This is a genomic window from Streptococcus sp. KHUD_013 (genome assembly GCF_052588545.1).
In genome coordinates this window covers 1,725,402-1,748,863 of the sequence record NZ_CP186264.1, presented here as the reverse complement: position 1 = coordinate 1,748,863, position 23,462 = coordinate 1,725,402, and the positions used below count along the sequence as shown (strand labels likewise).

General features: G+C 44.7%; 23 protein-coding genes, 1 tRNA gene and 1 other RNA gene. 15 read left to right on the top strand and 10 right to left on the bottom strand.

Going from position 1 to position 23,462, the window contains the following annotated elements; genetic code table 11:
- Positions 1-52 precede the first annotated feature (52 nt).
- From ACOXXR_RS08375 to ACOXXR_RS08365, 3 genes are all read right to left on the bottom strand, one after another.
- A tRNA-Lys gene (locus tag ACOXXR_RS08375) sits at positions 53-125 on the bottom strand.
- A gap of 2 nt (positions 126-127) precedes the next feature.
- A non-coding RNA gene (ssrS, locus tag ACOXXR_RS08370) (6S RNA) lies at positions 128-321 on the bottom strand.
- Between the two features lie 66 nt (positions 322-387).
- Positions 388-1,659 carry a replication-associated recombination protein A gene (locus ACOXXR_RS08365; protein WP_445278420.1) on the bottom strand — a complete coding sequence of 424 codons (1,272 nt, stop codon included), beginning with the start codon at positions 1,657-1,659 and terminating at the stop codon, positions 388-390.
- Positions 1,660-1,773: 114 nt separating this feature from the next.
- Between ACOXXR_RS08365 and ACOXXR_RS08360 the strand changes: the two genes are divergently transcribed.
- The 7 genes from ACOXXR_RS08360 (at position 1,774) to ACOXXR_RS08330 (ending at position 6,693) form a co-directional block, all read left to right on the top strand.
- Positions 1,774-2,244, top strand: coding sequence for a DUF3013 family protein (locus ACOXXR_RS08360; RefSeq protein WP_023027600.1), 471 nt, complete (start codon positions 1,774-1,776; stop codon positions 2,242-2,244).
- A gap of 17 nt (positions 2,245-2,261) precedes the next feature.
- Positions 2,262-3,335, top strand: coding sequence for a site-2 protease family protein (locus tag ACOXXR_RS08355; protein WP_445278419.1), 1,074 nt, complete (start codon positions 2,262-2,264; stop codon positions 3,333-3,335).
- Positions 3,336-3,357: 22 nt separating this feature from the next.
- Complete coding sequence (locus ACOXXR_RS08350; protein WP_445278418.1) at positions 3,358-3,900, top strand: hypothetical protein; 543 nt, start codon at positions 3,358-3,360, stop codon at positions 3,898-3,900.
- 49 nt (positions 3,901-3,949) lie between these two features.
- The gene (locus ACOXXR_RS08345; RefSeq protein WP_031574864.1) at positions 3,950-4,384 is read left to right on the top strand and encodes an NUDIX hydrolase; all 435 of its coding nucleotides are present in this window, start codon (positions 3,950-3,952) and stop codon (positions 4,382-4,384) included.
- A complete protein-coding gene (locus tag ACOXXR_RS08340; RefSeq protein ID WP_117744950.1) occupies positions 4,381-4,854 on the top strand; it encodes a GNAT family N-acetyltransferase in 474 nt (157 codons plus the stop codon). Before ACOXXR_RS08345 ends, ACOXXR_RS08340 begins: the two co-directional genes overlap by 4 nt.
- A gap of 137 nt (positions 4,855-4,991) precedes the next feature.
- Positions 4,992-5,942: a 50S ribosomal protein L11 methyltransferase gene (gene prmA, locus ACOXXR_RS08335; protein WP_445278417.1), complete on the top strand. Its 951-nt coding sequence runs from the start codon at positions 4,992-4,994 to the stop codon at positions 5,940-5,942.
- Position 5,943: 1 nt separating this feature from the next.
- Positions 5,944-6,693: a 16S rRNA (uracil(1498)-N(3))-methyltransferase gene (locus ACOXXR_RS08330; RefSeq protein WP_123159814.1), complete on the top strand. Its 750-nt coding sequence runs from the start codon at positions 5,944-5,946 to the stop codon at positions 6,691-6,693.
- A 39-nt stretch (positions 6,694-6,732) separates the two neighbouring features.
- Here the strand turns inward: ACOXXR_RS08330 and ACOXXR_RS08325 are convergent, their stop codons facing one another.
- The gene (locus tag ACOXXR_RS08325) at positions 6,733-9,201 is read right to left on the bottom strand and encodes a bifunctional 2',3'-cyclic-nucleotide 2'-phosphodiesterase/3'-nucleotidase (RefSeq protein ID WP_445278416.1); all 2,469 of its coding nucleotides are present in this window, start codon (positions 9,199-9,201) and stop codon (positions 6,733-6,735) included.
- Between the two features lie 260 nt (positions 9,202-9,461).
- On the opposite strand from ACOXXR_RS08325, the gene ACOXXR_RS08320 reads away from it, so the two are divergent.
- Together ACOXXR_RS08320 and dtd are read left to right on the top strand one after the other, a co-directional pair.
- Entirely contained in the window at positions 9,462-11,681 is a 2,220-nt protein-coding gene (locus ACOXXR_RS08320) for a RelA/SpoT family protein (RefSeq protein ID WP_445278415.1), read from the top strand.
- Positions 11,682-12,065: 384 nt separating this feature from the next.
- The gene (gene dtd, locus ACOXXR_RS08315) at positions 12,066-12,509 is read left to right on the top strand and encodes a D-aminoacyl-tRNA deacylase (protein WP_445278414.1); all 444 of its coding nucleotides are present in this window, start codon (positions 12,066-12,068) and stop codon (positions 12,507-12,509) included.
- A gap of 154 nt (positions 12,510-12,663) precedes the next feature.
- Here dtd and ACOXXR_RS08310 read toward each other — a convergent pair whose 3' ends face one another.
- The gene (locus ACOXXR_RS08310; protein ID WP_445278413.1) at positions 12,664-13,335 is read right to left on the bottom strand and encodes a metal-dependent transcriptional regulator; all 672 of its coding nucleotides are present in this window, start codon (positions 13,333-13,335) and stop codon (positions 12,664-12,666) included.
- Between the two features lie 140 nt (positions 13,336-13,475).
- Here ACOXXR_RS08310 and ACOXXR_RS08305 point away from each other — a divergent pair, with 140 nt between their 5' ends.
- Complete coding sequence (locus ACOXXR_RS08305) at positions 13,476-14,501, top strand: DUF3114 domain-containing protein (protein WP_042361347.1); 1,026 nt, start codon at positions 13,476-13,478, stop codon at positions 14,499-14,501.
- 109 nt (positions 14,502-14,610) lie between these two features.
- Here the strand turns inward: ACOXXR_RS08305 and tpx are convergent, their stop codons facing one another.
- The 4 genes from tpx to ACOXXR_RS08285 form a co-directional block, all read right to left on the bottom strand.
- The gene (gene tpx, locus ACOXXR_RS08300; RefSeq protein WP_023027611.1) at positions 14,611-15,105 is read right to left on the bottom strand and encodes a thiol peroxidase; all 495 of its coding nucleotides are present in this window, start codon (positions 15,103-15,105) and stop codon (positions 14,611-14,613) included.
- 87 nt (positions 15,106-15,192) lie between these two features.
- The gene (locus ACOXXR_RS08295; protein ID WP_445278412.1) at positions 15,193-16,125 is read right to left on the bottom strand and encodes a metal ABC transporter substrate-binding lipoprotein; all 933 of its coding nucleotides are present in this window, start codon (positions 16,123-16,125) and stop codon (positions 15,193-15,195) included.
- Positions 16,126-16,136: 11 nt separating this feature from the next.
- A complete protein-coding gene (locus ACOXXR_RS08290) occupies positions 16,137-16,979 on the bottom strand; it encodes a metal ABC transporter permease subunit (RefSeq protein WP_445278411.1) in 843 nt (280 codons plus the stop codon).
- A complete protein-coding gene (locus ACOXXR_RS08285) occupies positions 16,976-17,698 on the bottom strand; it encodes a metal ABC transporter ATP-binding protein (protein ID WP_048717584.1) in 723 nt (240 codons plus the stop codon). Before ACOXXR_RS08285 ends, ACOXXR_RS08290 begins: the two co-directional genes overlap by 4 nt.
- A 148-nt stretch (positions 17,699-17,846) precedes the next feature.
- Between ACOXXR_RS08285 and ACOXXR_RS08280 the strand changes: the two genes are divergently transcribed.
- Positions 17,847-19,742: a M13 family metallopeptidase gene (locus ACOXXR_RS08280; protein WP_445278410.1), complete on the top strand. Its 1,896-nt coding sequence runs from the start codon at positions 17,847-17,849 to the stop codon at positions 19,740-19,742.
- A 262-nt stretch (positions 19,743-20,004) separates the two neighbouring features.
- Here ACOXXR_RS08280 and ACOXXR_RS08275 read toward each other — a convergent pair whose 3' ends face one another.
- Complete coding sequence (locus tag ACOXXR_RS08275; protein ID WP_023022128.1) at positions 20,005-20,781, bottom strand: glycyl-radical enzyme activating protein; 777 nt, start codon at positions 20,779-20,781, stop codon at positions 20,005-20,007.
- Positions 20,782-20,910: 129 nt separating this feature from the next.
- Between ACOXXR_RS08275 and ACOXXR_RS08270 the strand changes: the two genes are divergently transcribed.
- The 4 genes from ACOXXR_RS08270 to ACOXXR_RS08255 all read left to right on the top strand — a co-directional run bounded on the left by ACOXXR_RS08270 (position 20,911) and on the right by ACOXXR_RS08255 (position 23,453).
- Positions 20,911-21,654: a DeoR/GlpR family DNA-binding transcription regulator gene (locus ACOXXR_RS08270; RefSeq protein WP_023022129.1), complete on the top strand. Its 744-nt coding sequence runs from the start codon at positions 20,911-20,913 to the stop codon at positions 21,652-21,654.
- A gap of 14 nt (positions 21,655-21,668) precedes the next feature.
- Positions 21,669-22,640, top strand: a complete 972-nt coding sequence (locus ACOXXR_RS08265; protein WP_023022130.1) for a sugar-binding transcriptional regulator — start codon at positions 21,669-21,671, stop codon at positions 22,638-22,640.
- A gap of 167 nt (positions 22,641-22,807) precedes the next feature.
- Positions 22,808-23,131, top strand: coding sequence for a PTS lactose/cellobiose transporter subunit IIA (locus tag ACOXXR_RS08260; RefSeq protein WP_006595062.1), 324 nt, complete (start codon positions 22,808-22,810; stop codon positions 23,129-23,131).
- A gap of 10 nt (positions 23,132-23,141) precedes the next feature.
- Positions 23,142-23,453 carry a PTS sugar transporter subunit IIB gene (locus ACOXXR_RS08255; RefSeq protein ID WP_006595061.1) on the top strand — a complete coding sequence of 104 codons (312 nt, stop codon included), beginning with the start codon at positions 23,142-23,144 and terminating at the stop codon, positions 23,451-23,453.
- Positions 23,454-23,462: the final 9 nt, after the last annotated feature.

Here is a 23,462-nt window from a genome sequence, read left to right as displayed (position 1 = left end):
ATAGACAAGCAAAAAAGCCTTGTAACTCAAGGCTTTTTCCTGTTGATTTAGATGCCCCCTGCAGGGCTCGAACCTGCGACCCATAGATTAAGAGTCTACTGCTCTACCAACTGAGCTAAGGAGGCAAAAAAAAGCTGTATTGGTGCCGAAACTTCACGGTTTGTATTGAACCCGCGCAATTAAGCAGGTGGGCAACTTGCTCTAACTGAAGCTGCTTCCGCGTGATACGGCCTGCATGCTGTTAGAAGTCCTTTGTTTCCCTAATAATACAAAAAATAGTCGGTCAACACTTAAGTGTGAAGTCGTACACCACAGCGTTTCTATATGTATATGATACCATATTTCAAAAAAATTTCAAGGGAAAATCTCAATTTTTTGGAACCGATATCACCTTTTCTTGAGTTGATCAATCTTCTCTTTTGTCGCCCCTAGGGCTCGCTCGTATTTGCCATTTTCATTGGGAGTGAAATAAGAGACCCCCTTAAGCTTGTCTGGTAGGTAGTCCTGTTGGACCCAATTGCCAGGATAATTGTGAGGGTACTTGTAGTCTTGGGCATTTCCCAAGGTCTTGCTTCCAGCATAATGACCGTCACGGAGGTGGCGAGGGATAGGAAGATTGCCCGATTTCCGGAGATCAGACAAGGCCTTATCCATGGCGACGTAGGCCGAGTTGGACTTAGGCGAAAGTGCCAGGTCAATGACGATGTTGGCGATGAGGATGCGGGCTTCGGGAAAGCCGATGCGCTCCGCTGCCTGAAGGGCTGTCACCGTATGGATCTGTGCATCTGGATTGGCCAGGCCGATATCTTCGTAGGCAATGACCGTCAAGCGACGGGCTAAGCTAGGGAGATCGCCCGCTTCAATCAAGCGTGCGGCGTAGTGGAGACTAGCATCGACATCGGATCCGCGGATGGACTTTTGCAGAGCAGAGAGGACATCGTAGTGACCGTCTCCGTCCTTGTCCATGGTGATATAGCTGCGCTGGAGGCTGTTTTCCATGATGTCGAGACTGATGTGGCGAACGCCATCCTCCCCTTCCTTGGTAGAGAGAACAGCCAAATCGAGAGAATTATAGGCAGAACGCAGGTCTCCATTGGTCGAAGTGGCGATGAAATCCAAGGCCTCCTCGTCGAGGGTAACAGGAAAGTCAAAGCCCCGCTCAGAGTCGCTCAGCGCCAACTGGATAGCCTCTTTGACCTGCTCATTGGTCAAGGGTTCCAACTCAAAAATCTGTACCCGACTGCGAATGGCAGGCGTCACGGAGAAGAAAGGATTCTCAGTCGTTGCGCCGATCATGATGACCAGACCGCTTTCGAGCAAAGGCAGGAGAAAATCTTGTTTGGTCTTATCCAAGCGATGGATCTCATCCAAAAGCAGGACTAAGCCACCTGAAAACTTGGCTTCCTCTGCGATCTCTTGCAGGCGTTTTTTGCTGTCGACGGTTGCATTGAAGGTCCGAAAGGCATACTTAGTCGTACCCGCGATGGCAGAAGCAATACTGGTTTTGCCAATCCCTGGTGGGCCAAAGAGAATCATGGACGAGAGACGATTGGCCTCCACCATACGGCGGATGATTTTCCCTGGGCCGACCAGGTGTTCTTGTCCGATGACCTGATCGATGGTTTTGGGGCGCATGCGCAGGGCGAGATTGTCCGGCATGAGGGTCTCCTTTCTAGCTTTGTCTCCTTTAAAAGAGGCAGTTTTTATGGTAAGATTGTAGTAACTATTGTATCATATTCCGCTCTAAGAGTGGGAAATTAGAAAGAGGACACGATGTCTAAATATGGATTTTTGGATGTTTTAGAAGAGGAAATGGAAAAGGTCTTTCCCTTTGACTTTGAGATCAATTGGGATAAGAAGAATCATGCGGTAGAAGTGGCTTTTCTCTTAGAAGTGCAAAACACAGGTGGAGTTGCCTTGGTCGATGAGTCGGGCGAAGAATCTGACGAGGATATCTTCTTTGAAGAAGCCGTCATCTTCTACAATCCAGCCAAGTCGCATGTGGAAGAAGATGCCTATTTAACAGCCCTTCCGTATGAGCCGAAAAAAGGCTTGTCTCGAGAGTTTCTAGCTTATTTTGCGACCTTCCTCAAAGATACAGCCGAGCTGGCCTTGGATGACCTCATGGATTTCTTAGCAGACGAAGAGGCAGAGAGCTTTGAGATCGTCTGGAACCAAGAAGTCTTTGAAGAAGGAAAAGTCGGCCTAGAAGAAAGCACCTTTTACCCTTATCCGAGATATTAGGAATAGTGGGAGACTTTATGAAAAAAATTGGGATCTACCTGGTTTACGGTCTATCGTTTCTTCTCTTGATGGCTGCTTTTGCCTTGGGGACGATCGCCTTTACGGAGTTAGGTTTTCAACTGGTTTTTGTACCGGGCTATCTCTTCACTTTTTCTAGCATTTATCTCATTTTCATTCTCCATGAACTGGGGCATGCTTTTTGTGGCTATCTGACGGGCTATCGGCTCGTCGCTTTAGGCTTGGGAAATTTTCTCCTGACTAAAAAAGCAGGGAAGTTTCGTCTTAGCCGCACGGCCACTCTGAAAAATGTCGGTGCCCAGTATATTGGACTAAAAGAGAATGAAAGTGACCAACGAATGATTCTGATGCTTTCAGGTGGTTTGCTGGTTCATTTGACTTTACTTATTGTATCTATCCTATTTGGAGTTCTGACACAGAGTTGGTATTTTGCAGGCACTTGGATTTGTCTTAATCTCTCCTTCATTTTAGCCAATGCTCTACCCTTTGGGATCACAGATGGAGCCAAAATATTAGAATTGATACGCCATCCTGAAAATGTACCCTATGCTTATCTAGGACTCCGCCATTCTGCTCAGACCTTGCTAGTGCCAGAAGACTACGATCTAAAAGACTTTGTTAGACCTGTTCCTGAGGAGGCGCAAGGAGGCTTTGTGGAGGGGTTCTTAGCCCTTCAGGGAGAAGTCTACATCCTAGAGGGCAATCGAGAGGCGGCTAAAGAGCAGTTTCAGTCTTTACTGGAGAGGGCAGATAATCCGATGATTCAAACGGCCGCTCAGTTATCCCTCTTGCATATCGCCTTATTGGAAGGAGATGATGAGAAAGCAGAGGAGTACGCGACCATTCGGCGAGTCAAGTCTTTTTTGTCGATGAAAATGACCAATATACAAGCGGTCCAAGCTTGGTATCAATTTATGGTCAAGAAGGATTTGGACCGGACACACAAGGCGATCAAGCTTGCCAGACAGAAAATGGATGTAAGTCGCATGTTGCGAGATGAGAAAGCCTATTACCAGCAGTGGTTAGATGAGTTGGAACAAGCCATACAGGAAGAACAGACTCAGGTAGGCTGATAAAAGGAAAGAGAGCTGTCCGATGTTTCAGATATTTAAGCGGTTATGTAGTAAAAAATTCCAAACATCACAAGAGCGTGCGTCGATCCTTCCTCGCAATCGCTTTGCGGATCTAGATTTCGAGCGAATATTGAAGTCTGGAACTCGTCGTCTTGTCGATGAGGAGGGGCGCTATGCAGAAGATGGTACAGTCACAGAACTTGAATTTCCTGAAGATTTTGCGGAATTTGAATTTCTAGTTGGTTTTAATTCGGAGGAAGAAGAGCAGTTTCAGCAACTATTAGCTCGTTTAAATAGTATTGACAATGCCATTCAGTCCCATTTGGAAAGTGAGATGCAACAACCTATCCCTCAGTATGCCAAGAATCTCGGTTATACTCAGAAGAGGTGGGAGAAAACCTTTTGCTTCCATCCTTGGATATTAAGCGGTGAGGAAAACCCGCCTAATCTTCGCTATGTTGCAGATTATGTAAACGATGAGTTTACGGTTTATTTTGCGAAAAGACATGGCAGATGGCTGGCGTACTGGGATGCAGAGTGCCAAAAAGTAATCGAAGAAAGCTAGCTCGTATTTTCCTAGAGAGTAATTGTTATCATAGAAAAGAGTAAATATCATGGAATTATTGGATAGCAGAATGGATTTCCAAGGTTGCAAGATTGCCTTGATTTGTGGGGATAAGGTCTTGACTATCTTACGTGATGACAAGGACGATATCCCTTGTCCCAACATGTGGGAGTTGCCAGGTGGTGGTCGTGAAGGAAACGAAAGCCCTTTCGAGTGCGCAGCGCGTGAAGTTTATGAGGAATTGGGAATTCATTTAGATGAAGACTGTCTGCTTTGGAGCAAGATTTATCCTAGCGTAATCTTTAAAGACAAGCAATCGGTCTTTATGGTTGGTCAGCTAAGACAAGAACAATTTGACAATATTACCTTTGGGAATGAAGGACAGGCCTATAAACTGATGCCTATTGAGGAATTTTTGAAGTCTAAACAGGCAGTGCCTCAGCTACAGGGGAGATTGAGGGATTATTTGGAGGAAGGTTTATGATAACACTTGTTCGAGCGGGAGCAGAGGATTTAGAAACTATTATTGCAATTCAGAGAGCTAGCTTTAAGGCTGTTTATGAAAAATACCATGATGAATATGACCCTTATCTCGAGGACCGCGAACGAATCAAATGGAAACTAGTCGAACGTCCCAATAGCTATTACTACTTTGTAAAAGAAGATGAAGAAAACATCGGATTTTTACGAGTTCAGACCAATGCCGAGTTAACGGAAGCTTGGTTGGGGACCGCAGCGATTCTGCCTCCGTATCAGGGAAAAGGGTATGGATCTGAAGGATTGCGCTTACTAGAAGAGGAATTTTCAACTGTTAGACAATGGGACTTGTGTACGGTGTTACAGGATGCAGGCATGGTTGCGTTCTACGAGAAGAATGGCTACCATCAAACCCATATCGAGCCTGAAAAAGAAGGCATGGATATGGTCTACATGAAAAAATTGATAGAGAAATAGAAAGGACGGTTCAGTTAAATTTTTAAACTGAACCCGCCCTAAACACGGTGCCAAAAAGATAAACTTCTCTTAGACACAAACGTCTTCAGAGAGTTTCCTATTTTGGCTTTGTGTTTTACGGGCTTGGTATCTTAATAATGGAAACATGGCAAGAGTTAAAAGTTACAGTCAAGCGTGAGGGAGAGGAGTTGGTCTCCAATCTCTTGATTGAGTTAGGTGCCCAGGGTGTTGCGATTGAAGACAGTATGGACTATGTGGGCAACGTCGATCGCTTTGGTGAGATTTTCCCTGAGGTCGAGCAACAAGAAGAAATTGTGGTGACAGCCTACTATCCTGAAACGGTTGATGTGGTAGCGGTTGAAGCGGACTTGCAGGCTCGCTTAGCAGAATTGACGGATTTTATGGACTTAGGAGAAGTCAAGATTGGTACTACTGCCTTGGCGGAGGAAGACTGGGCCGACAACTGGAAGAAATACTATGAACCAGCTCGCATCACTCATGACTTGACAATTGTGCCGTCATGGACGGACTATGAGGCGACTGCGGGAGAAAAGATTATCAAGTTAGATCCAGGTATGGCCTTTGGAACTGGGACCCACCCAACAACCAAGATGAGTCTTTTTGCCTTGGAGCAGGTTCTTCGTGGTGGCGAAACAGTGCTAGATGTGGGGACTGGTTCAGGAGTTCTTTCTATTGCTAGCTCACTTCTGGGTGCCAAGGAAATCTTTGCCTATGATCTAGATGATGTGGCAGTTCGCGTCGCTCAGGAGAATATTGAACTCAACCCTGGCATGGAAAATATCCATGTGGCGCCAGGCGATTTGCTCAAGGGGGTGGAGATTGAAACAGATGTCATCGTGGCCAATATCTTGGCGGATATCCTCATTCATCTGACAGATGATGCTTATCGCTTGGTCAAGGATGAAGGTTACCTGATCATGAGTGGCATTATCAAGGACAAGTGGGACATGGTGCGCCAGTCGGCTGAGTCAGCAGGTTTTTTCCTTGAAACCCATATGATCCAAGGAGAATGGAATGCCTGTGTCTTCAAAAAAACAAGGGATATCTCTGGTGTGATTGGAGGTTAGCATGCAACAGTATTTTGTAAAAGGTAGTGCTAGCTCACCAGTCACTATCGAGGACAAGGAAACCAGCAAGCATATGTTTCAGGTCATGCGCTTGAAGGAAGATGATGAGGTTACACTAGTCTTTGATGATGGGATCAAGCATTTGGCGCGCGTGCTAGATGTGGAAGCACGTCAGTTGGAGCTAGTTGAGGAATTGGCTGACAATGTGGAACTGCCTATTCAAGTGACCATCGCATCAGGTTTTCCCAAGGGAGACAAGCTGGAGTTTATCACTCAAAAGGTGACGGAACTAGGTGCTAGTCAAATCTGGGCCTTTCCCGCAGACTGGTCAGTCGCCAAGTGGGATGGCAAGAAATTGGGCAAAAAGGTCGAGAAGCTAGAAAAAATCACCCTTGGAGCAGCCGAGCAAAGTAAGCGGAATCGGGTTCCAGAAGTAACTCTCTTTGAGAAAAAAGCAGACTTTTTAGCACAACTGGATCAGTTTGACCGCATCGTGGTGGCCTATGAAGAGTCGGCCAAAGAAGGCGAAAGCGCTGCTCTTGTACAAGCTGTAAGTGGTCTTGAAAAAGGGAGCAAGGTTCTCTTTATCTTTGGTCCAGAAGGTGGTCTATCACCTGCGGAAATCGAAAGTTTTGAAGCCAAAGGAGCAGTTTTGGCAGGACTTGGCCCTCGCATCCTGCGGGCAGAAACAGCGCCACTTTACGCTCTCAGCGCAGTGAGTGTTGTCACAGAATTAATGAAAAACGCGTGAAGTTGATCTTCACGCGTTATTTTTTTGACTAGGAAAGAATTAGTTTTCTTCTTTCTTACGAGATGGAAGAAGGAAGCCAAGACTAGTCATCACCAATCCGACAAGGGCTAAGATAGAAGCACGTTCTCCTGTTTCAGGCAAGCTTTTTTCGCTGATAGAAGAAGCGAATGCTGGCTTAGCAGTTTCTTGGCGAGCTTCTACAGGGCGAGCTCCTTCTTGACTTGGAGCAGGAAGGGTAATGGTTTGTTGGCTATGAGACAGGGTGATGGTTTCATCTTGTGCCGGTTTCTGATGGTTCGGTACAAAGACAAATGAAGGGGTTCCTGTTTCAGGACTTGTTGGTTTTTCTGGTTTTGTTTCAGGTTCTACTTTTGGTTCCACATAAACAAAGCGGAATTCTCCAAATCCTTCTTGTTTTGATGGTTCAAGGTAGACGACATCTCCGTCTTTACCAATTAGCTCCTTGGCTTTATCAGCGGTCAAGAAGCGGACATCCACACCCTTGATGCTGCTTGTAAAGCGCCAGTTACCGTCTGCACTTGGGTTGATGTTCTTTTCTTCCAAGATGTAGTTAATGATAGCTTGGCGGTTTTCCAATCCAAGGAGTTGGTTCAGGCTAGCATCGCGAACGCCTGGGAATTTTCCGTTTGCCCGGTAGTTGTTGGTAACAACGATAAATTCTTGATCCGCAGTTACTTCTTTGCCTTGGTATTTCAAATTGCGGACACGGCTAGCGTCTGGGTTAACTGTTTTTCCTTCGCGGTCGTATTTATTTGGCTGGGTCACGTCGAACTCATAGGTCACGCCATCGATGACGTCAAAGTTGTAGGTCCGGTAGTTAGGGTTGACAAGCTGTTGAGGCTCTTTGCTAGTCGGGTCAATCGTGTTGAATTGACCAGCAGACATTTCCAACCATTCCTTGAGTTGGGCACCAGTCACCTTGAGGATGGCAGTGACATTATCATAGAGATAAAGGTCAGCGACGTTCTTGATAGCGATTGGACCAGCTGGGATATCTGTGTAGGCAGTAGCATCTCCACGTGTCCCCGCCTTAAATGGTGCCGCAGCAGAGAGGATTGGAAGGTTGGCTTCTGGAGTTCCTGCCAACTCTTTCTTAGCATACCAAATCTGTGCATTGTTCACGATTTGAACAGATGGATCATCCTTCACAAGGGCAAAGTAGCTAGTGATTGGAGCAGAAGTAGTTCCGACTTGTTGGCGAACGTATTTGACGGTTCCTTCATGTGCTTCTTTCGCGATCTCGGTGATGCGCTCATCGGCTACTTTTGATTTGGTGTCGATCTTGCGGATGGCAGCCTTGCTTCCAACAACAGACCATTTGCCATCCGTGTAGCGCAGGTTGAGGTCGATCACGCCAAGGTGGTCGCCGTATTTTCCAGCCATGGTAACCGGTGTGCCATTGATTTTACCGTTTACACCGTCTACACCAGCATATTTTTCGTAGAAGCCAGTTCCATTTCCACTAGGGAATTCTGCGTGTGAGTGTCCTGTTACGACGGCATCAACACCTGGGAGGCTGGCAATTTGGTAGCCTTCGTTCTCTTCACCTTTTTCGTACTTGTCATCTCCGATACCAGAGTGAGAAAGGACGAGGACGACATCTGCTCCGGCTTTGCGCATTTCTGGGATGATGGCTTGGATGGCTTCGACGGAGTCATTGACCTTGACCTTGCCTTCGAGGTTGGACTTGTCCCAGCTGAGGATCTGTGGAGGGACGATCCCTGTTACCCCAATATTAACATCGACTGAACGACCGTTTTTGTCAGTATAGGTCTTTTTAATGATCTTATATGGGTCGTAGACAAATTTACCAGTCTTTGCATCCACAACGTTTGCATTGACGATCGGCATACCAGCTGTTGCGATGACCTTTTTAAGGTAGTCTAGTCCGTAGTTAAATTCGTGGTTTCCAAGCGTTCCTGCATCAAAGCCCAATTTTTGAAGAGCTGTATACATCGGGTGTTGCTCACCGTCTTTGATAGGATTGACGATGGCCTTGTAGGTCCCAAGAGGAGTTCCTTGGATAGTATCTCCGTTATCAACGAGGAGGACATTGCTGTTTTCTTTTTTTGCATCTTCGATCAAGACAGCAGTTTTTGCCAGACCGACGTTTTGTGAGGGTTTGTCTTGGTAATAGTCATAGTTGACCAAGTTGGTATGAAGGTCCGTTGTCGCAAGGATACGGACATCGACTTCTTGCCCCTCAACTGGAGTGTTCGCTTTTGCGTCACTTGCGGTATTTTGAGGTGCAGCAGGAGTCGCTTCGGTTGCTGTAGCAGTGGCTTCTCCGCTAGCTATCGGATTGCTATTGCTAGCTGTTGCTTCAGAGCTAGTCGCAGGAGATGCAGAAGTTGCGGCCTCTGTGACAGCAGTTGCTGACGAATCAGTTGCGCTTGAGCTTGTCGCTTCATCTGCCTGGGCAGTAGTCGTTGCCAAGAAAGCAGCAGCAAGGCTAAATAGGGCAGCCTGTTTACGGAATGATGACATGGTTGTCCTCCTAAATAAAATGATGTCTTTCTATTATATCTTATTTTGTTCAGAATGGATTCGTTTTCTTATTTTTTATATATTACAAATTGATGAATTTAGTAAAAAAATGGAGTCTTTATGAAAAAAGACAACCTACGTTCGGGATTTCTGGCTGATAGTGCTGGAATGCTCCTCAAATAGCATGAAAGTCAATCGGACTAGTTTTCATATAGAGCTAAAAGTGATAGAATAGAAGGCAAGAAAGTGGAGAAAACTAGATGCCGAAAGAAGAACCTTTAACAGGGGGCCAGGTTATTGCCCTTACCAAAAAATACTTGTCGGGAGAGGATGTTGCATTTGTAGAAAAAGCCCTCCTTTATGCGGTTGACTGCCATAGTGGGCAATTCCGTAAATCAGGTGAACCCTATATCATCCACCCTATTCAAGTTGCCGGCATTTTGGCAAAATTGAAGTTGGATGCTGTGACCGTTGCCTGTGGTTTTTTGCACGACGTTGTCGAGGATACAGACGCGACCCTAGATGATCTAGAGCGCGAATTTGGGCACGATGTTCGAGTGATTGTCGATGGAGTGACCAAGCTCGGGAAGGTCAAATACAAGTCCCATGAAGAGCAGTTGGCAGAGAACCACCGCAAGATGCTTATGGCCATGTCTCAAGATATCCGTGTCATCTTGGTCAAGCTAGCAGACCGCTTGCACAACATGCGGACTTTGAAGCATTTACGCAAGGACAAGCAAGAACGGATTTCCCAGGAAACCATGGAAATCTATGCACCGCTAGCCCACCGTCTCGGGATTTCTAGCGTCAAGTGGGAATTGGAAGATCTATCCTTCCGTTATCTGAACGAAGTCGAATTCTACAAAATTTCCCATATGATGAAGGAGAAGCGTCGCGAGCGGGAAGCCTTGGTAGAAGAAGTTGTCCAAAAGATCGAGTCCTATGCGGCAGAACGCCACCTCTATGGGAAAATCTATGGTCGTCCTAAGCATATCTACTCCATCTACCGCAAGATGCAGGATAAGAAGAAGCGCTTTGATGAAATCTATGACTTGATTGCCATTCGCTGTATCCTGGAATCACCGAGCGATGTCTATGCCATGCTGGGCTATATCCACGAGTTGTGGAAGCCCATGCCAGGCCGTTTCAAGGACTACATCGCCAATCGGAAGGCCAATGGTTACCAGTCCATCCATACCACTGTTTACGGTCCAAAAGGTCCCATCGAGTTCCAGATCCGTACAAAGGAAATGCACGAGGTTGCTGAGTACGGGGTTGCAGCGCACTGGGCCTACAAGAAAGGGATCAAGGGCCAAGTCAATAGCAGAGAATCGGCTATTGGGATGAACTGGATCAAGGAGATGATGGAACTCCAAGACCAGGCGGATGATGCCAAGGAATTTGTAGATACTGTCAAAGAAAACTATCTAGCTGAAGAGATTTATGTCTTTACCCCAGATGGAGCAGTTCGATCACTTCCAAAGGACTCTGGACCGATTGACTTTGCCTATGAGATTCATACCAAGATCGGGGAAAAAGCGACTGGAGCCAAGGTAAATGGCCGTATGGTTCCCTTGACTACCAAGCTGAAAACGGGTGACCAGGTTGAAATCATCACCAATCCAAATTCATTTGGACCAAGCCGTGACTGGCTAAACATCGTCAAGACCAGCAAGGCGCGTAATAAGATCCGCCAATTCTTTAAGAACCAAGACAAGGAACTCTCTATCAACCGTGGACGAGAATTGCTCATGGCCCAATTCCATGAGCATGATATGATTGCCAACAAGTTCATGGATAAGAAGCACATGGACAAGGTCTTGCAAAAGACCAGCTACAAGACCGAAGAGGCCTTGTTTGCGGCCATCGGTTTTGGAGAAGTGGGAGCCATCTCTGTCTTTAACCGTTTGACGGAGGAAGAGCGTCGAGAAGAGGAAAAGGCCAAGGCGCGTGCAGAAGCTGAGGAGCTGGTCAAAGGCGGCGAAGTCAAGGTTGAAAACAAAAAAGACACCCTCAAGGTCCGCCATGAAGGTGGTGTGGTCATCCAAGGGGCTTCTGGTCTCTTGATCCGGATTGCCAAGTGTTGCAATCCCGTGCCAGGAGATGAAATTGTCGGTTACATTACCAAAGGCCGTGGGGTTGCTATTCACCGTCGAGACTGTATGAACTTAAGGGCTCAAGACAACTACGAGCAACGTTTGATCGACGTCGAGTGGGAAGACAATAACACGACCAAGGACTACATCGCCCATATTGATATTTATGGCCTCAACCGTGCAGGCCTTCTCAACGATGTCCTCCAAGTCTTGTCCAATACGGCTAAGATGATCTCAACCGTTAATGCCCAACCAACCAAAGATATGAAGTTTGCCAATATCCACATTTCCTTCGGGATTCCAAACCTGTCCATGTTGACAACGGTGGTGGATAAGATTAAGAGTGTGCCGGAGGTATACTCTGTTAAGCGTACTAACGGCTAGTATTCTGCGAAAATCGACTTCATACTGCGTTAGTTTCGACTGGCCTAACTACAGTTATGCCTGCGTCTCACTGCCTTGTCTGAAGTCGATTTTCTTTGAAGCAAGTAGAACATGGTTAGAACTCTTTTATAGCTTCGTTAGCTCGCCTTGCCGTACTTGAGTACTGTCTTCGTCTCGCTGCCTCGCTCTAAAAGTAACTGAATGGCCTTGATAGTCTGCCTGCGTCTCACTGCCTTGTCTGAAGTTGATTTTCTTTGAAGCAAGTAGAACATGGTTAGAACTCTTTTATAGCTTGGTTAGCTCGTCTGGCTACCTTGCCTGAGGTCAATCTTCTTTGAAGCTTAGCAGTGAATGCCCAATAGATTGTATAAATAGGATAATAAGATGAAATTAGTGATTCAACGGGTCAAAAGGGCCTCTGTTTCCATTGATGGTCAAGTTTATAGTCAGATTCAAGAAGGGCTTCTTCTCTTAGTGGGAGTGGGGCCGGAGGATGACCAGAAGGACCTGGAATACGCGGTGCGCAAGGTCACCCAAATGCGGATTTTCTCGGATGAAGAAGGGAAGATTAATTTATCTGTCAAGGATATTCAAGGGGAGATCCTCTCTGTTTCGCAGTTTACCCTTTTTGCCCAGACAAAAAAAGGCAATCGTCCAGCCTTTATTGGGGCAGCCAGTCCAGAGATGGCCAGCCAACTCTACGATGACTTCAATGAGTTGTTGGAAAAGGAAGTCCCTGTCAAACGAGGGATCTTCGCTGCAGATATGGCAATTGAACTCATCAACGATGGTCCAGTGACCATCATCCTCGATACGAAAAATCCGTAGAAAGAAAAAAGAGGCTGGGACAAAAGTCCTAGCCTCTCAATTGTCTTTTGATTGTCAAGCAAGACGCAGTGGTTGAGTGGGCTCTACTGCGCTGATTTCATCATCTTTTACAGCCCTACTCAACTGTGCGGAGGTGGGACGACGAAATCGAATTCTAACGAATTACCGATTTCTGTCCCACTCTCTTTTCTATGTAAAGTTGTTGGGCAATCAGATGATTGATCTGGATGTCTTGGTCTTTGATCTGGAGCTGATAGAGGCCAGTGTAATCGTCATAGCCTTTGAAGAGAATATCATCTTCAATGGATAGCTGGATCTGGTCTAAAAAATTCAGCAATTCAAAGCTATCCTGGATTCTTCGCAAACGATAGGTTCCCGGTTCGCTGACATCACTCAAACGGTCCTGGTAAGCCTCGATGAGAAGTTGTCCTTTTGGTGGAATGGTTCCTCCGTGGGGGCAGGTCTTGGGAGTGTCTAACATCTGGTCAAGTTTATCGATAAAGCGGTCGGAGACAGTATGTTCGAGCACTTCAGCCTCTTCATGGACTTCTTCAGTCGTATAGCCCAGTTTTTTGAGCAAGAACACTTCAATCAAGCGGTGCTTGCGAAAGAGATCGGAAACCGTTTGGAGGCCGAGCTTGGTTAGCAGATAGCCGTGGGTCTTGTCCTTGATGAGGAGATTCTCCGAGATCATGCGTTTGACCATCTCAGTCACGGCTGGAGGCGAAACCTGCATCCGGGCCGCAATCTCTTTGTTACTAATTTTTTCATGTTGCGTGCCGATTTCATAGATGCACTTGAGGTAATCTTCTTTATTTGGTGTCATAGGGTCCTCTTTTCTTCGCTCCTTCTAGTATATCAAAAAAAGCGCAAAATGGCTTGGCCAGTGGATAGGAATTGTCTGGGAGAGCGAAAGATGATAGTATAGAAGCATAAACAAACAGCAATGCGGAAAGGAGGGGGCAAATGCAGCGACAGGAATTGGAAAAACTGGGCTGGACGACCAGAGGTCTCAGCTACTTAGAAAAACAACTGCAGTCTTGCGAAGATGAAGCAACAAGGCAAGACTCTTACCGCTCTGTCTTCGTCTTTGCCAGTCCTCTTTTCCAAGAGATGTGGCAGAGAGAACTGCAAGGGTTGACGGAAGGCCGTGCCCAGGCCCTCTTAAGAGGGGTCATGCACCTCTGTCTCATGCCACGGGATTTATCGGGAACCTGTGAGGAGACTGCCTTCTTACTGAAGCGGTTCTGGCCAGATTGCCCGCCTCATTCGTCTTTTTGGTCCTCTTTTTCAAGAGTGGTTCAAGTAGCATTTGCTCAGGATCCATTAGCCAGCAAAGCAGGAGATCAGCTCTTAAAACGACAGGTTCACCAGTTTCGCTATCTGCTCTCTGCCTACCAGGCCCAGTGGATTCGGGAGCATTATGCCAGAGCGGGGCAGACTGATGAAGAGGCGCTACAAGCTTACTTGCAGGAGACAAAAGGGATCAAAATCGATGCTTATGCAGCAGCTCGTCTCCATAATAAGGTCTATGTGGATCAAGATGGCCAACTTGCTTTCCCATCTCGTGCTCAGGCCCAGTTGAATTTTAAGGTATTGCTCAACTTTCATACAGAGTATATCCTGGATCAGGGTGGCCAGTTTCTCAACGAAGTGGATCCGTATCAGATTTCTGAAAATGGCATTGTCAATGGAGCCAGTTTCAACTATGGCTTAGCCAAAGGCCATACCCATAAGGACTTGGATATCGATCCCGTTAAACCGTGGGATCCAGCTTTTCGCAAGAAGGTTCTCTATCAGCAAGGTGTTCGCTATCTAGCTCCGAAGAATGATCGCAGTATTGAAGGCTACTGGAGTCGGAAGGGAACCTTTGCACAAGGAGGCAAGAGCTATAAGCAACAAGTAGCAAAGCGCGTGCGGAGTTTCCTCAGAGGCATCCCACGCTTACGCTGGCGACTTTTACTCAAGAATGGGCTCCATCGGATTTTATAGTAGTCCTCTTTCGGATTGAAGAAAAAGGCCTCTTAGAAACTCACCTAAGGAAAGTCTCTGAACAGATTTTGTAGATAAAGTAAAAAGAGGTCCTAGACCTCTTTTTACTTTATCCAAGTGCTTTGACGGCTTCGATTGCCGCGTCGTAATTGGGTTCGCTGTTGATGTTGTCTAGGTATTCGACGTATGTGACCTTGTTGTCCGCATCTAGGACCAAGACAGCGCGTGCGAGCAAGTGCCATTCATTGATCAAGAGACCGTAGGCTTTTCCGAAGGAATGGTCGAAGTAGTCTGAAAGCATGATGGCATTTTCGATCCCTTCTGCAGCACACCATTTGCCTTGGGCGAAAGGAAGGTCGACGGAAACTGTCAAGACCACAGTATCTTCCATGTCAGAGAGGGCCTGGTTGAAGTGACGTGTTTGAGTGGAACAGATACCTGTGTCAATGGATGGGATCACGCTGAGGACTTTTTTCTTCCCAGCAAAATCAGCCAAAGATTTTTTCTCCAAGTTAGGAGTGGTCAGTGAAAAGTCGTGAGCAGTATCGCCAACTTGAAGTTGAGATCCGGTAAAGGTAACAGGGTTTCCTAAAAATGTTGTCATAGCAAAGACTCCTTTTTTCTTTTCATTGTACATCAATGAAGGGGGAAGAGCCACTGATTTGTTTGAGAATCTAGTCAGTTTAGAACCTTATTTGTTCAAACCTTCTGCGATTTTCTCCAAATTCCATTTCATCATGCTGTAGTAGCTGTCGCCTTCTTCTCCTTCTTTGGCAATCGAGTCAGTAAAGATCTTTGCAAAGATAGGGATATTGGTATCCTTAGACACAGTTTTCATAGGTCGTTCATCGACACTGGATTCGACAAAGAGGGACGGTACCTTGGTTTGACGCAATTTCTCTACCAGTGTTTTGATTTGTTCGGGTGTCCCTTCTTCTTCCGTGTTGATTTCCCAGATATAGGCAGATGGGACGCCATAGGCTTTGGAGAAGTACTTGAAGCATCCTTCACTGGTCACGATCATCTTCTTGTCTTCTGGGATGTTATTGAATGCTTGCTTGGCTTCTTGGTCTAGCTTACTGAGTTTTTCAGTGTAGGCTGCTAGATTTTTTTCGTAGAAGTCCTTATTTTTTGGATCTTTGGCGATCAATTGTTTAGCAATATTTTTAGCGTAGATGATTCCATTTTCGAGATTGAGCCAAGCGTGAGGGTCTTCTTTTCCAGCTTGGTTTTGGCCTTCCAGGTAGATGACCTCTACGCCATCGCTGGCAGCGAAATAGTCCTTGTTTTCTACTTTATTGGCATTTTTGACCAATTTAGTAAACCAAGCATTTCCACCGGTTTCGAGATTGATACCGTTGTAGAAGATCAGGTCTGCTTGTGAAGTTTTTTTAACATCTTCTGGTAGCGGTTCGTATTCGTGGGGATCTTGACCGACAGGGACAATACTGTGTAGCTCGATTTTATCCCCTGCAATATTTTTGGTCATATCTGCGAGAATGGAGTTGGTGGTGACCACTTTCAATTTATCGGATGAGGACTTGGAAGAAGAGTCTTTGCTACAGGCCATAAGACCAAATAAGAGCGCCACAAAGAGGGCGAGGACAGAAGCGATTTTTTTCATGTGTTTCTCCTTTAATGAGATGAAAGAGCGTGCTTATTCTTTCTCTGCTTAGGAGCGATAAAGAAGCTGATGAGAAAGAAGATGGCAGAAGTGAGGACAATACAAGACCCAACAGCGATGTTGAAGCTATAGCCAATAAAGAGTCCCAGGATGGAGGCAAGAGCACCTAATCCGGATGAAAGGAGCATCATGGACCAGAGGCTATTGGCATAGAGATAGGCTGTCGCAGCAGGTGTGATGAGCATGGCGACAATGAGAATGGTTCCGACACTTTGCATAGCAGTGACAGAAACCAAAGTCAAGAGCACCATGAGGAGGTAGTGATATATCTTGACCCGGACGCCCATGGATTGAGCCAGAACGGGGTCAAAAGAAGTGAGCAGTAGGGGACGAAAGAGCAGGACAATCACCAGTAAGACTGCCACCCCAACACCGATGGTTATCCACATATCCTGGTCTTGCACGGCCAAGATATTTCCAAAGAGGATGTGGAAAAGGTCGGTGGAACTTTTAGCGACTCCGATCAGAATGACTCCTAAGGCGAGGAAAGAAGAAAAGGTAATCCCAATTGCAGTGTCGCTCTTGATGATGGAGTTGCTCTTGATATAGGTGATGAGGATGGAAGCTAATAGCCCAAAGGCAATGGCGCCAATAAAGAAATTGATGCCCAGGATAAAGGACAGAGCCACCCCTGGAAGGACTGCGTGCGAGATGGCATCTCCCATAAGAGACATGCCTCTTAAAATAATGAAGCATCCAACAGCTCCAGCGACAATCCCGATGGCAATAGCTGTAATCAGGGCATTTTGTAAGAAGTGGAATTGCTGTAATCCATCGATAAATTCTGCAATCATCCGACGCCACCTCCTATAAAGAGTTCATGCCCATAGGCTGCATGCAGATTTTCCTTGGTAAAAGTTTCCTCTGTTTTCCCAAAAGCGATCAGCTTGCGGTGAAGGAGGAGGACCTGGTCAAAATAAGCTGGGACCTTGCTGAGGTCATGATGGACGATCAGAATGGTCTTGCCTTCTTTTTTCAAGGTCTGAAGGGTCTGCATAATGATGTCTTCGCTGACAGAGTCAATCCCTGCGAAGGGCTCATCCAAAAAGATGACATCCGCTTCTTGGACCAAGCAGCGGGCGATCAGGACCCGTTGGAATTGCCCTCCCGAAAGCTGGCCGATCTGGCGATCCGCTAGATCAAGAAGATTGACAAGTTTCAAGGCATTTTCTACTTTTTTCAGATCCTCTTTGCCTTTTCTCTTGAAGATAGAAAGATGGGGGTAGAGGCCCAGTGAGACACACTCCCGCACCGTGATGGGGAAGTGGAAATCAATAGCGGATTTCTGTTCGACGTAGGCCACTCGTTGAAGAACTTGGCCGAGGTCCTTTTGATCGAGCTGGACCTTTCCCGAATGGGGGAGAAGTCCTAGCATGGCCTTGATTAGGGTTGATTTCCCAGCTCCGTTGGGCCCAAGAATTCCTAGGATAGTTGGACCCTGGATGGTGAGGGAAAGATCCTCCAAGGCCAGTGTTTGCTGGTAGGCAACACTTAGATGTTCAATTTGAATCATGATTTTACTCCTTTACCATTAATATACATAAATAAAAAAATTAAGTCAAGTTAATTTTTAAAATAATTTAGGTTAAATCTCTTGTAATCATTGAAAAATAGACCTATTTTTGATAAGGTTATTAGAAAAGAATGAAAGCGAGAAGATCATGGTACGTTTACAAGATGATTTTTATGATTACGTCAATGGGAAATGGGCTGAGACAGCAGTGATTCCTGATGACAAACCGTCAACCGGTGGTTTTATGGACTTGATCCAAGACATCGAAAACTTGATGTTGGATATCACTGGGAAATGGCAACGGGGAGAAGAGCTACCTGAAGACAGCATTCTGCAAAACTTCGTCAAATACCACAAAATGGTGGCAGATTTTGATGCGCGGGAAGCAGCCGGTGTGGCTCCAGCTATGCCTTTGATCAATGAAATCAAGGCCCTTTCTTCCTTTGAAGACTATACCAGCAAGTTAGGCACCTATGAACTAGCTGGCAAACCAAATCTCTTGCCATTTAGCGTATCACCAGACTTTATGAATGCCCAAATGAATGTCTTGTGGGGAGAAGCACTCGGTTTGATCTTGCCTGATACGACCTACTATGAAGAAGGCAATGAAAAAGGCCCAGAGTTATTGGCTGTTTGGCGTCAAATGGTTGAAAAGCTTTTAGCAAAATTTGATTTCTCAGAGGAAGAAATCAAAGATATCCTGGATAAGGTGATTGCGGCCGATGCAGAATTGGCCAAATATGTCTTGTCAAACGAAGAAAAATCCGAGTACAACAAACTCTACCATCCTTATGAGTGGGCAGATTTCAAGGCCTTGGTTCCAGAATTGCCACTCGATACCTTCTTTACAGAAGTGATCGGGCAAACGCCAGATACTATCATTGTTCCAGAAGAGCGCTTCTGGAAGGAATTTGCGCCAAAATTCTACTCAGCAGCCAACTGGGAAACCCTTCATGCCAAGTTGAAACTCAGTGCAGCTCTTTCTTGGACGTCTTTCTTGACTGAAGAAATCCGTGTCTTATCTGGTGAGTATAGCCGTACGATTACAGGGACACCAGAAGCACGTCCGAAAGAAAAAGCCGCTCTGGCCTTGGCGGAAGGGCCTTATAGCCAAGCGCTTGGACTCTGGTATGCGGGCGAAAAATTCTCACCAGAAGCGAAAGCAGACGTAGAGCATAAAGTAGCGACCATGATTGAGGTTTACAAGGATCGCTTAGAAAAAGCGGATTGGCTCGCTCCTGAAACTCGTGAAAAAGCCATTGTCAAGCTCAATGTCATCACACCACATATCGGCTACCCTGAAAAATTACCAGAAACGTATGCCAAAAAGATCATCGACGAGAGCAAGACCTTGGTGGAAAATGCTCAAGCCCTTTATGAAATTTCCATTGCCCATACTTGGAGCAAGTGGAACCAACCAGTTGATCGGAGCGAATGGCACATGCCAGCTAATATGGTCAATGCCTACTATGATCCGCAACAGAACCAAATCGTCTTCCCAGCAGCAATTCTGCAAGCACCTTTCTATGACCTTCACCAATCGTCATCAGCCAACTACGGTGGAATCGGTGCAGTCATTGCCCATGAAATCTCCCACGCCTTTGACACCAATGGTGCTTCCTTTGATGAGAATGGTAGCTTGAAAGACTGGTGGAAGCCAGAAGATTATGAAGCCTTTACCGCTCGCACGCAAAAAGTCATCGATCAGTTTGAAGGGCAAGACTCTTACGGTGCTAAGATTAACGGGAAATTGACCGTTTCAGAAAACGTGGCAGACCTCGGAGGGATCGCTGCAGCCCTTGAAGCCGCTAAGAAAGAAGCAGACTTCTCTGCAGAAGAATTCTTTACCAACTTTGCTCGCATCTGGCGCATGAAAGCTCGGACAGAGTACATGCAACTCCTCGCAAGTGTTGATGTGCACGCACCAGGAAAACTCCGTACCAATGTTCAATTGCCAAACTTTGATGAATTCTTTGAAACCTTTGATGTCAAAGAAGGCGACGGCATGTGGAGAAAACCAGAAGACCGCGTTATCATTTGGTAAACTAAGATACTAAGCCCGTAAAAAAAGCGAGAAGAAAATAGGAGATTGACGATGTGGGCCATGCCCACAAGTCAATCTCTCTTTTTCTCGACGCTTTTAGGGCGAGTTCAATTTCGCGCTACTGATTTTGTTGATCAAAGGAAGTAGTCTCGACTTCAGTTAAGCAATTGATTGATTTTCTTGATCGCTCGTGAAAAAAACTAAAAATCCCTGAAGCCAAGTTTCAACTGACTGAAACTAACTTTGGGGATTTTTGAGTGGATTAGAAATAACAGTGAATGTCATGATCTAAAAAAACTTGCTGGTAGTCATATAAATCTTCTGGATGCAGAGCCTTTATTCCTTCCATTTCATAGCGACGTCCTAAAAGCTTGTATTTGTTTTCTCCAAACTGGTGAAATGGGAGAAGCTGTACTTCATCGATGTTGAGAGAATTAAAAAGAGAAGCAAATTCTTCAGCATCGTTTAAAGAGTCATTGAAATTAGGAATGACTGGAATACGTAAAACGATTGTTTTGTTTTGAGCAAAGGCATAATGAATATTTTTAATAATCAGATGATTGTTGACTCCGACAACCCTCTTATGTTTAAGTGTATTGTAATGTTTAAGGTCTGTATAAATAAAATCGACATACTGAATGAGATCGACAAATTTTTCATGTTCAACAAAAGCTGTCGTTTCGATTGCAGTATGAAGTCCAACTTCTTTCGCAGCTTTTAAGATAGATTTGGCAAATTCAAATTGAGCAAAGATTTCTCCACCAGACAGGGTAAGGCCACCACCAGATTCTTCATAGAAATCAACGTCTTTTAAGACATCGTCTATGATTTCTGTGACTGTTTTTTCTTCTCCCGCGATAGTTTCCTTTTTAGTAACAGCATCTAACATTTTTTCAGGATTTGCACGCTGGGATTCAGGATTGGAGCACCATGGACAACGTAGGGGACATCCTTTTAGAAATACAGTAGTTCGGATGCCAGGGCCATCATGGATACTAAAGTGTTGGATGTTAAAGATAATGCCACGATTTTGTTCCATATTTTGCTCTCCTATCAATCTAGTAAATCTATTATACATTATTTAAGAAACTAATTCAATTACGAACGAAAGTTTATTTTGTTTTGAATTCACTCAGAAATTTGCTAAAATAGAGAAGAGGTAAAAACAATGCAACGTTTAGATGAAATATTGAAATTAGTATCGGAGTTTGAAAAGATAGATGTCAATAGCTTGTCGGAGAAATTACAAGTCTCTAAAGTAACCATTCGAAAGGATTTGGACAAGCTAGAATCAAAAGGATTATTGCATAGGGAGCATGGCTATGCAGTTTTAAACAGTGGAGATGATATCAATGTGCGATTGTCCTTTCAATATGATACCAAGAAAAGAATAGCCCGGGAGGCCGCTAAATTAATTAAGGATAACGACACGGTTCTGATTGAATCAGGCTCTACGTGTGCCCTACTAGCGGAAGAAATTTGCCAAACAAAAAAGAATGTCAAGATTGTGACAAATTCTTATTTTATTGCAGATTATATTCAGGAATATGATTCCTGTAAAATCATATTACTGGGTGGTGAGTTTCAAAAAGAGTCGAGAGTGACTGTAGGTCCGCTTTTGAAAGAATTAATTCGCTCGTTTAGAGTTCCCTTTGCTTTTGTAGGGGTTGACGGATATGATGATGAACTTGGCTTTACTGGGAAAGATATGATGAGAAGTGAAGTTGTTCAAGCTATGTCCGATGTTTCTAAAGAAGTGATTGTCTTGACAGATTCAAGTAAATTTGAGAAATGTGGGACTGTCAGACGATTTGCACTTTCACAAGTTTCTAGAGTCATAACGGATAAGAATATATCTCAAGAAGCGAAAGAAAAACTTGAGGATTCGCAAACGATTTTAAACTTAGTATAAGAAGGAGAAGTCAATTGAAAGATGAACGGAAAAAGTTACTTGCTAAATTAGCCTATCTATACTATGTTGAAGACAAAAGTCAATCGCAAATCGCAGCAGAAACTGGAATCTACCGTACAACTGTCAGCAGAATGTTAGCGGAGGCTAAAAAAGAGGGAGTTGTAAAAATTGAAATTGAAAATTTTGATACTCGCCTCTTCCATTTAGAAAATTATATCAAACAAAAATATGGCTTGAAAGCTATCGAGATTATACCAAATCTAGTTGATGAGCCACGAGAAAGCCTTGAAAAGCGGCTAGCGCAAGCTAGTGCTGTCATGCTTCGAAATTTGATTGAAGATGGAATGACAGTTGGTTTTTCATGGGGCAAGTCTCTCAGATTAATGGTGGAACAAGTTGGAACTAAGCGTTTGGATGGTGTTCAATTTTATCCCCTAGCTGGAGGTCCCAGTCATATCCATGCTCGCTACCATGTCAATACTCTAATCTACAGTATGGCGAGTAAATTTCATGGAGAATGTCATTTTATAAACGCGAGTGTCATTCAAGAAAATTCTGAGGTAACGGAAGGCATCTTATCTTCTAAGTATTTCGAGGACTTGAAAGCTAGTTGGCGTTGTTTGGATGTTGCTGCTGTAGGGATTGGTGGCCATGCAGATAGCAAGAATCCTCAGTGGTTTGATATGCTAACAACAAATGATTTTAAGAAATTGGAGTCGGAACATGCTGTAGGAGAAGTCTGCTGTCGTTTCTTTGATCAAGAAGGTATCCCCGTTTATCCTGAATTACAGGAAAGAACAATATCTATCACATTGGAGGAATTGAGAAAGGTTCCGAATACCATCTCGTTAGCCTACGGTGATCAAAAAGCAAAAGCAATTTTATCGGTTTTGAAAGCCAATTATATCAATCATTTAGTCACAGATGAAGCGACGATCTTAAAAGTTTTAGAATTAGATGGTGATCAGCAATTTACTAAAAAATAGGACAGCGAGGATGCAGTCCTTATTTTTTTGAGTTAAATAGCACAAATGTGCAAAAACTAAAAACAATAATCAAATGTTGTAGTTTTTTATTGACCGGCAAAAATATAAATGGTATATTGACAATAGAAAAAGCGCTTTCATTAGATTGACAAAGGAGTGTAGTGCACATGGAAATAATTGTTGCAGACCAAATTATTATGGGCTTAATTTTAAATGCGGGTGATGCTAAACAGCATGTTTACCAAGCTTTATCATATGCTAAGGAAGGTGATTTTACATCTTCTGAAGGCGAAATTGCAAAAGCAGATGCAGCATTGCTAGAAGCGCATAACTTGCAAACCCAATTTTTAGCCCAGGAAGCAAGTGGGACAAAGACAGAGATTACAGCTTTGTTTGTGCACTCACAAGATCACTTAATGACTTCAATCACAGAGATTAACTTGATTAAAGAAATGATTGACTTACGAAAAGAACTTTCAGCGAAACAATAAGGAGGAAAAGATGATGAAAATTGGATTGTTTTGTGCGGCAGGATTTTCAACAGGAATGTTGGTAAATAATATGAAGGTAGCGGCTCAGGAATTAGGTATTGATGCTGAAATTGAGGCATATTCTCAAGCGAAATTAGCAGATTTTGCCCCAGAAATAGATGTCGCTTTGTTAGGGCCTCAAGTAGCTTATACTTTGGATAAATCAAAAGCGATTTGTGAGGCAAACCATATCCCTATTGCTGTCATTCCTATGGCGGATTATGGGATGTTAGATGGTAAGAAGGTACTAAATCTAGCTCTAGAATTGCTAGGAGAAAAATAAGGAGGCTTC

What these genes read in the sequence shown, in the direction of transcription:
- ACOXXR_RS08260 (WP_006595062.1), top strand. Translation starts at nt 22,808, where the DNA reads ATGGAAATAATTGTTGCAGACCAAATTATTATGGGCTTAATTTTAAAT.
- ACOXXR_RS08285 (WP_048717584.1), bottom strand. Translation starts at nt 17,698, where the DNA reads ATGATTCAAATTGAACATCTAAGTGTTGCCTACCAGCAAACACTGGCC.
- ACOXXR_RS08325 (WP_445278416.1), bottom strand. Translation starts at nt 9,201, where the DNA reads ATGTCATCATTCCGTAAACAGGCTGCCCTATTTAGCCTTGCTGCTGCT.
- ACOXXR_RS08310 (WP_445278413.1), bottom strand. Translation starts at nt 13,335, where the DNA reads ATGACACCAAATAAAGAAGATTACCTCAAGTGCATCTATGAAATCGGC.
- ACOXXR_RS08320 (WP_445278415.1), top strand. Translation starts at nt 9,462, where the DNA reads ATGCCGAAAGAAGAACCTTTAACAGGGGGCCAGGTTATTGCCCTTACC.
- tpx (WP_023027611.1), bottom strand. Translation starts at nt 15,105, where the DNA reads ATGACAACATTTTTAGGAAACCCTGTTACCTTTACCGGATCTCAACTT.
- ACOXXR_RS08275 (WP_023022128.1), bottom strand. Translation starts at nt 20,781, where the DNA reads ATGGAACAAAATCGTGGCATTATCTTTAACATCCAACACTTTAGTATC.
- dtd (WP_445278414.1), top strand. Translation starts at nt 12,066, where the DNA reads ATGAAATTAGTGATTCAACGGGTCAAAAGGGCCTCTGTTTCCATTGAT.
- ACOXXR_RS08330 (WP_123159814.1), top strand. Translation starts at nt 5,944, where the DNA reads ATGCAACAGTATTTTGTAAAAGGTAGTGCTAGCTCACCAGTCACTATC.
- ACOXXR_RS08295 (WP_445278412.1), bottom strand. Translation starts at nt 16,125, where the DNA reads ATGAAAAAAATCGCTTCTGTCCTCGCCCTCTTTGTGGCGCTCTTATTT.
- prmA (WP_445278417.1), top strand. Translation starts at nt 4,992, where the DNA reads ATGGAAACATGGCAAGAGTTAAAAGTTACAGTCAAGCGTGAGGGAGAG.
- ACOXXR_RS08350 (WP_445278418.1), top strand. Translation starts at nt 3,358, where the DNA reads ATGTTTCAGATATTTAAGCGGTTATGTAGTAAAAAATTCCAAACATCA.
- ACOXXR_RS08360 (WP_023027600.1), top strand. Translation starts at nt 1,774, where the DNA reads ATGTCTAAATATGGATTTTTGGATGTTTTAGAAGAGGAAATGGAAAAG.
- ACOXXR_RS08255 (WP_006595061.1), top strand. Translation starts at nt 23,142, where the DNA reads ATGATGAAAATTGGATTGTTTTGTGCGGCAGGATTTTCAACAGGAATG.
- ACOXXR_RS08290 (WP_445278411.1), bottom strand. Translation starts at nt 16,979, where the DNA reads ATGATTGCAGAATTTATCGATGGATTACAGCAATTCCACTTCTTACAA.
- ACOXXR_RS08365 (WP_445278420.1), bottom strand. Translation starts at nt 1,659, where the DNA reads ATGCCGGACAATCTCGCCCTGCGCATGCGCCCCAAAACCATCGATCAG.
- ACOXXR_RS08345 (WP_031574864.1), top strand. Translation starts at nt 3,950, where the DNA reads ATGGAATTATTGGATAGCAGAATGGATTTCCAAGGTTGCAAGATTGCC.
- ACOXXR_RS08270 (WP_023022129.1), top strand. Translation starts at nt 20,911, where the DNA reads ATGCAACGTTTAGATGAAATATTGAAATTAGTATCGGAGTTTGAAAAG.
- ACOXXR_RS08280 (WP_445278410.1), top strand. Translation starts at nt 17,847, where the DNA reads ATGGTACGTTTACAAGATGATTTTTATGATTACGTCAATGGGAAATGG.
- ACOXXR_RS08340 (WP_117744950.1), top strand. Translation starts at nt 4,381, where the DNA reads ATGATAACACTTGTTCGAGCGGGAGCAGAGGATTTAGAAACTATTATT.
- ACOXXR_RS08355 (WP_445278419.1), top strand. Translation starts at nt 2,262, where the DNA reads ATGAAAAAAATTGGGATCTACCTGGTTTACGGTCTATCGTTTCTTCTC.
- ACOXXR_RS08305 (WP_042361347.1), top strand. Translation starts at nt 13,476, where the DNA reads ATGCAGCGACAGGAATTGGAAAAACTGGGCTGGACGACCAGAGGTCTC.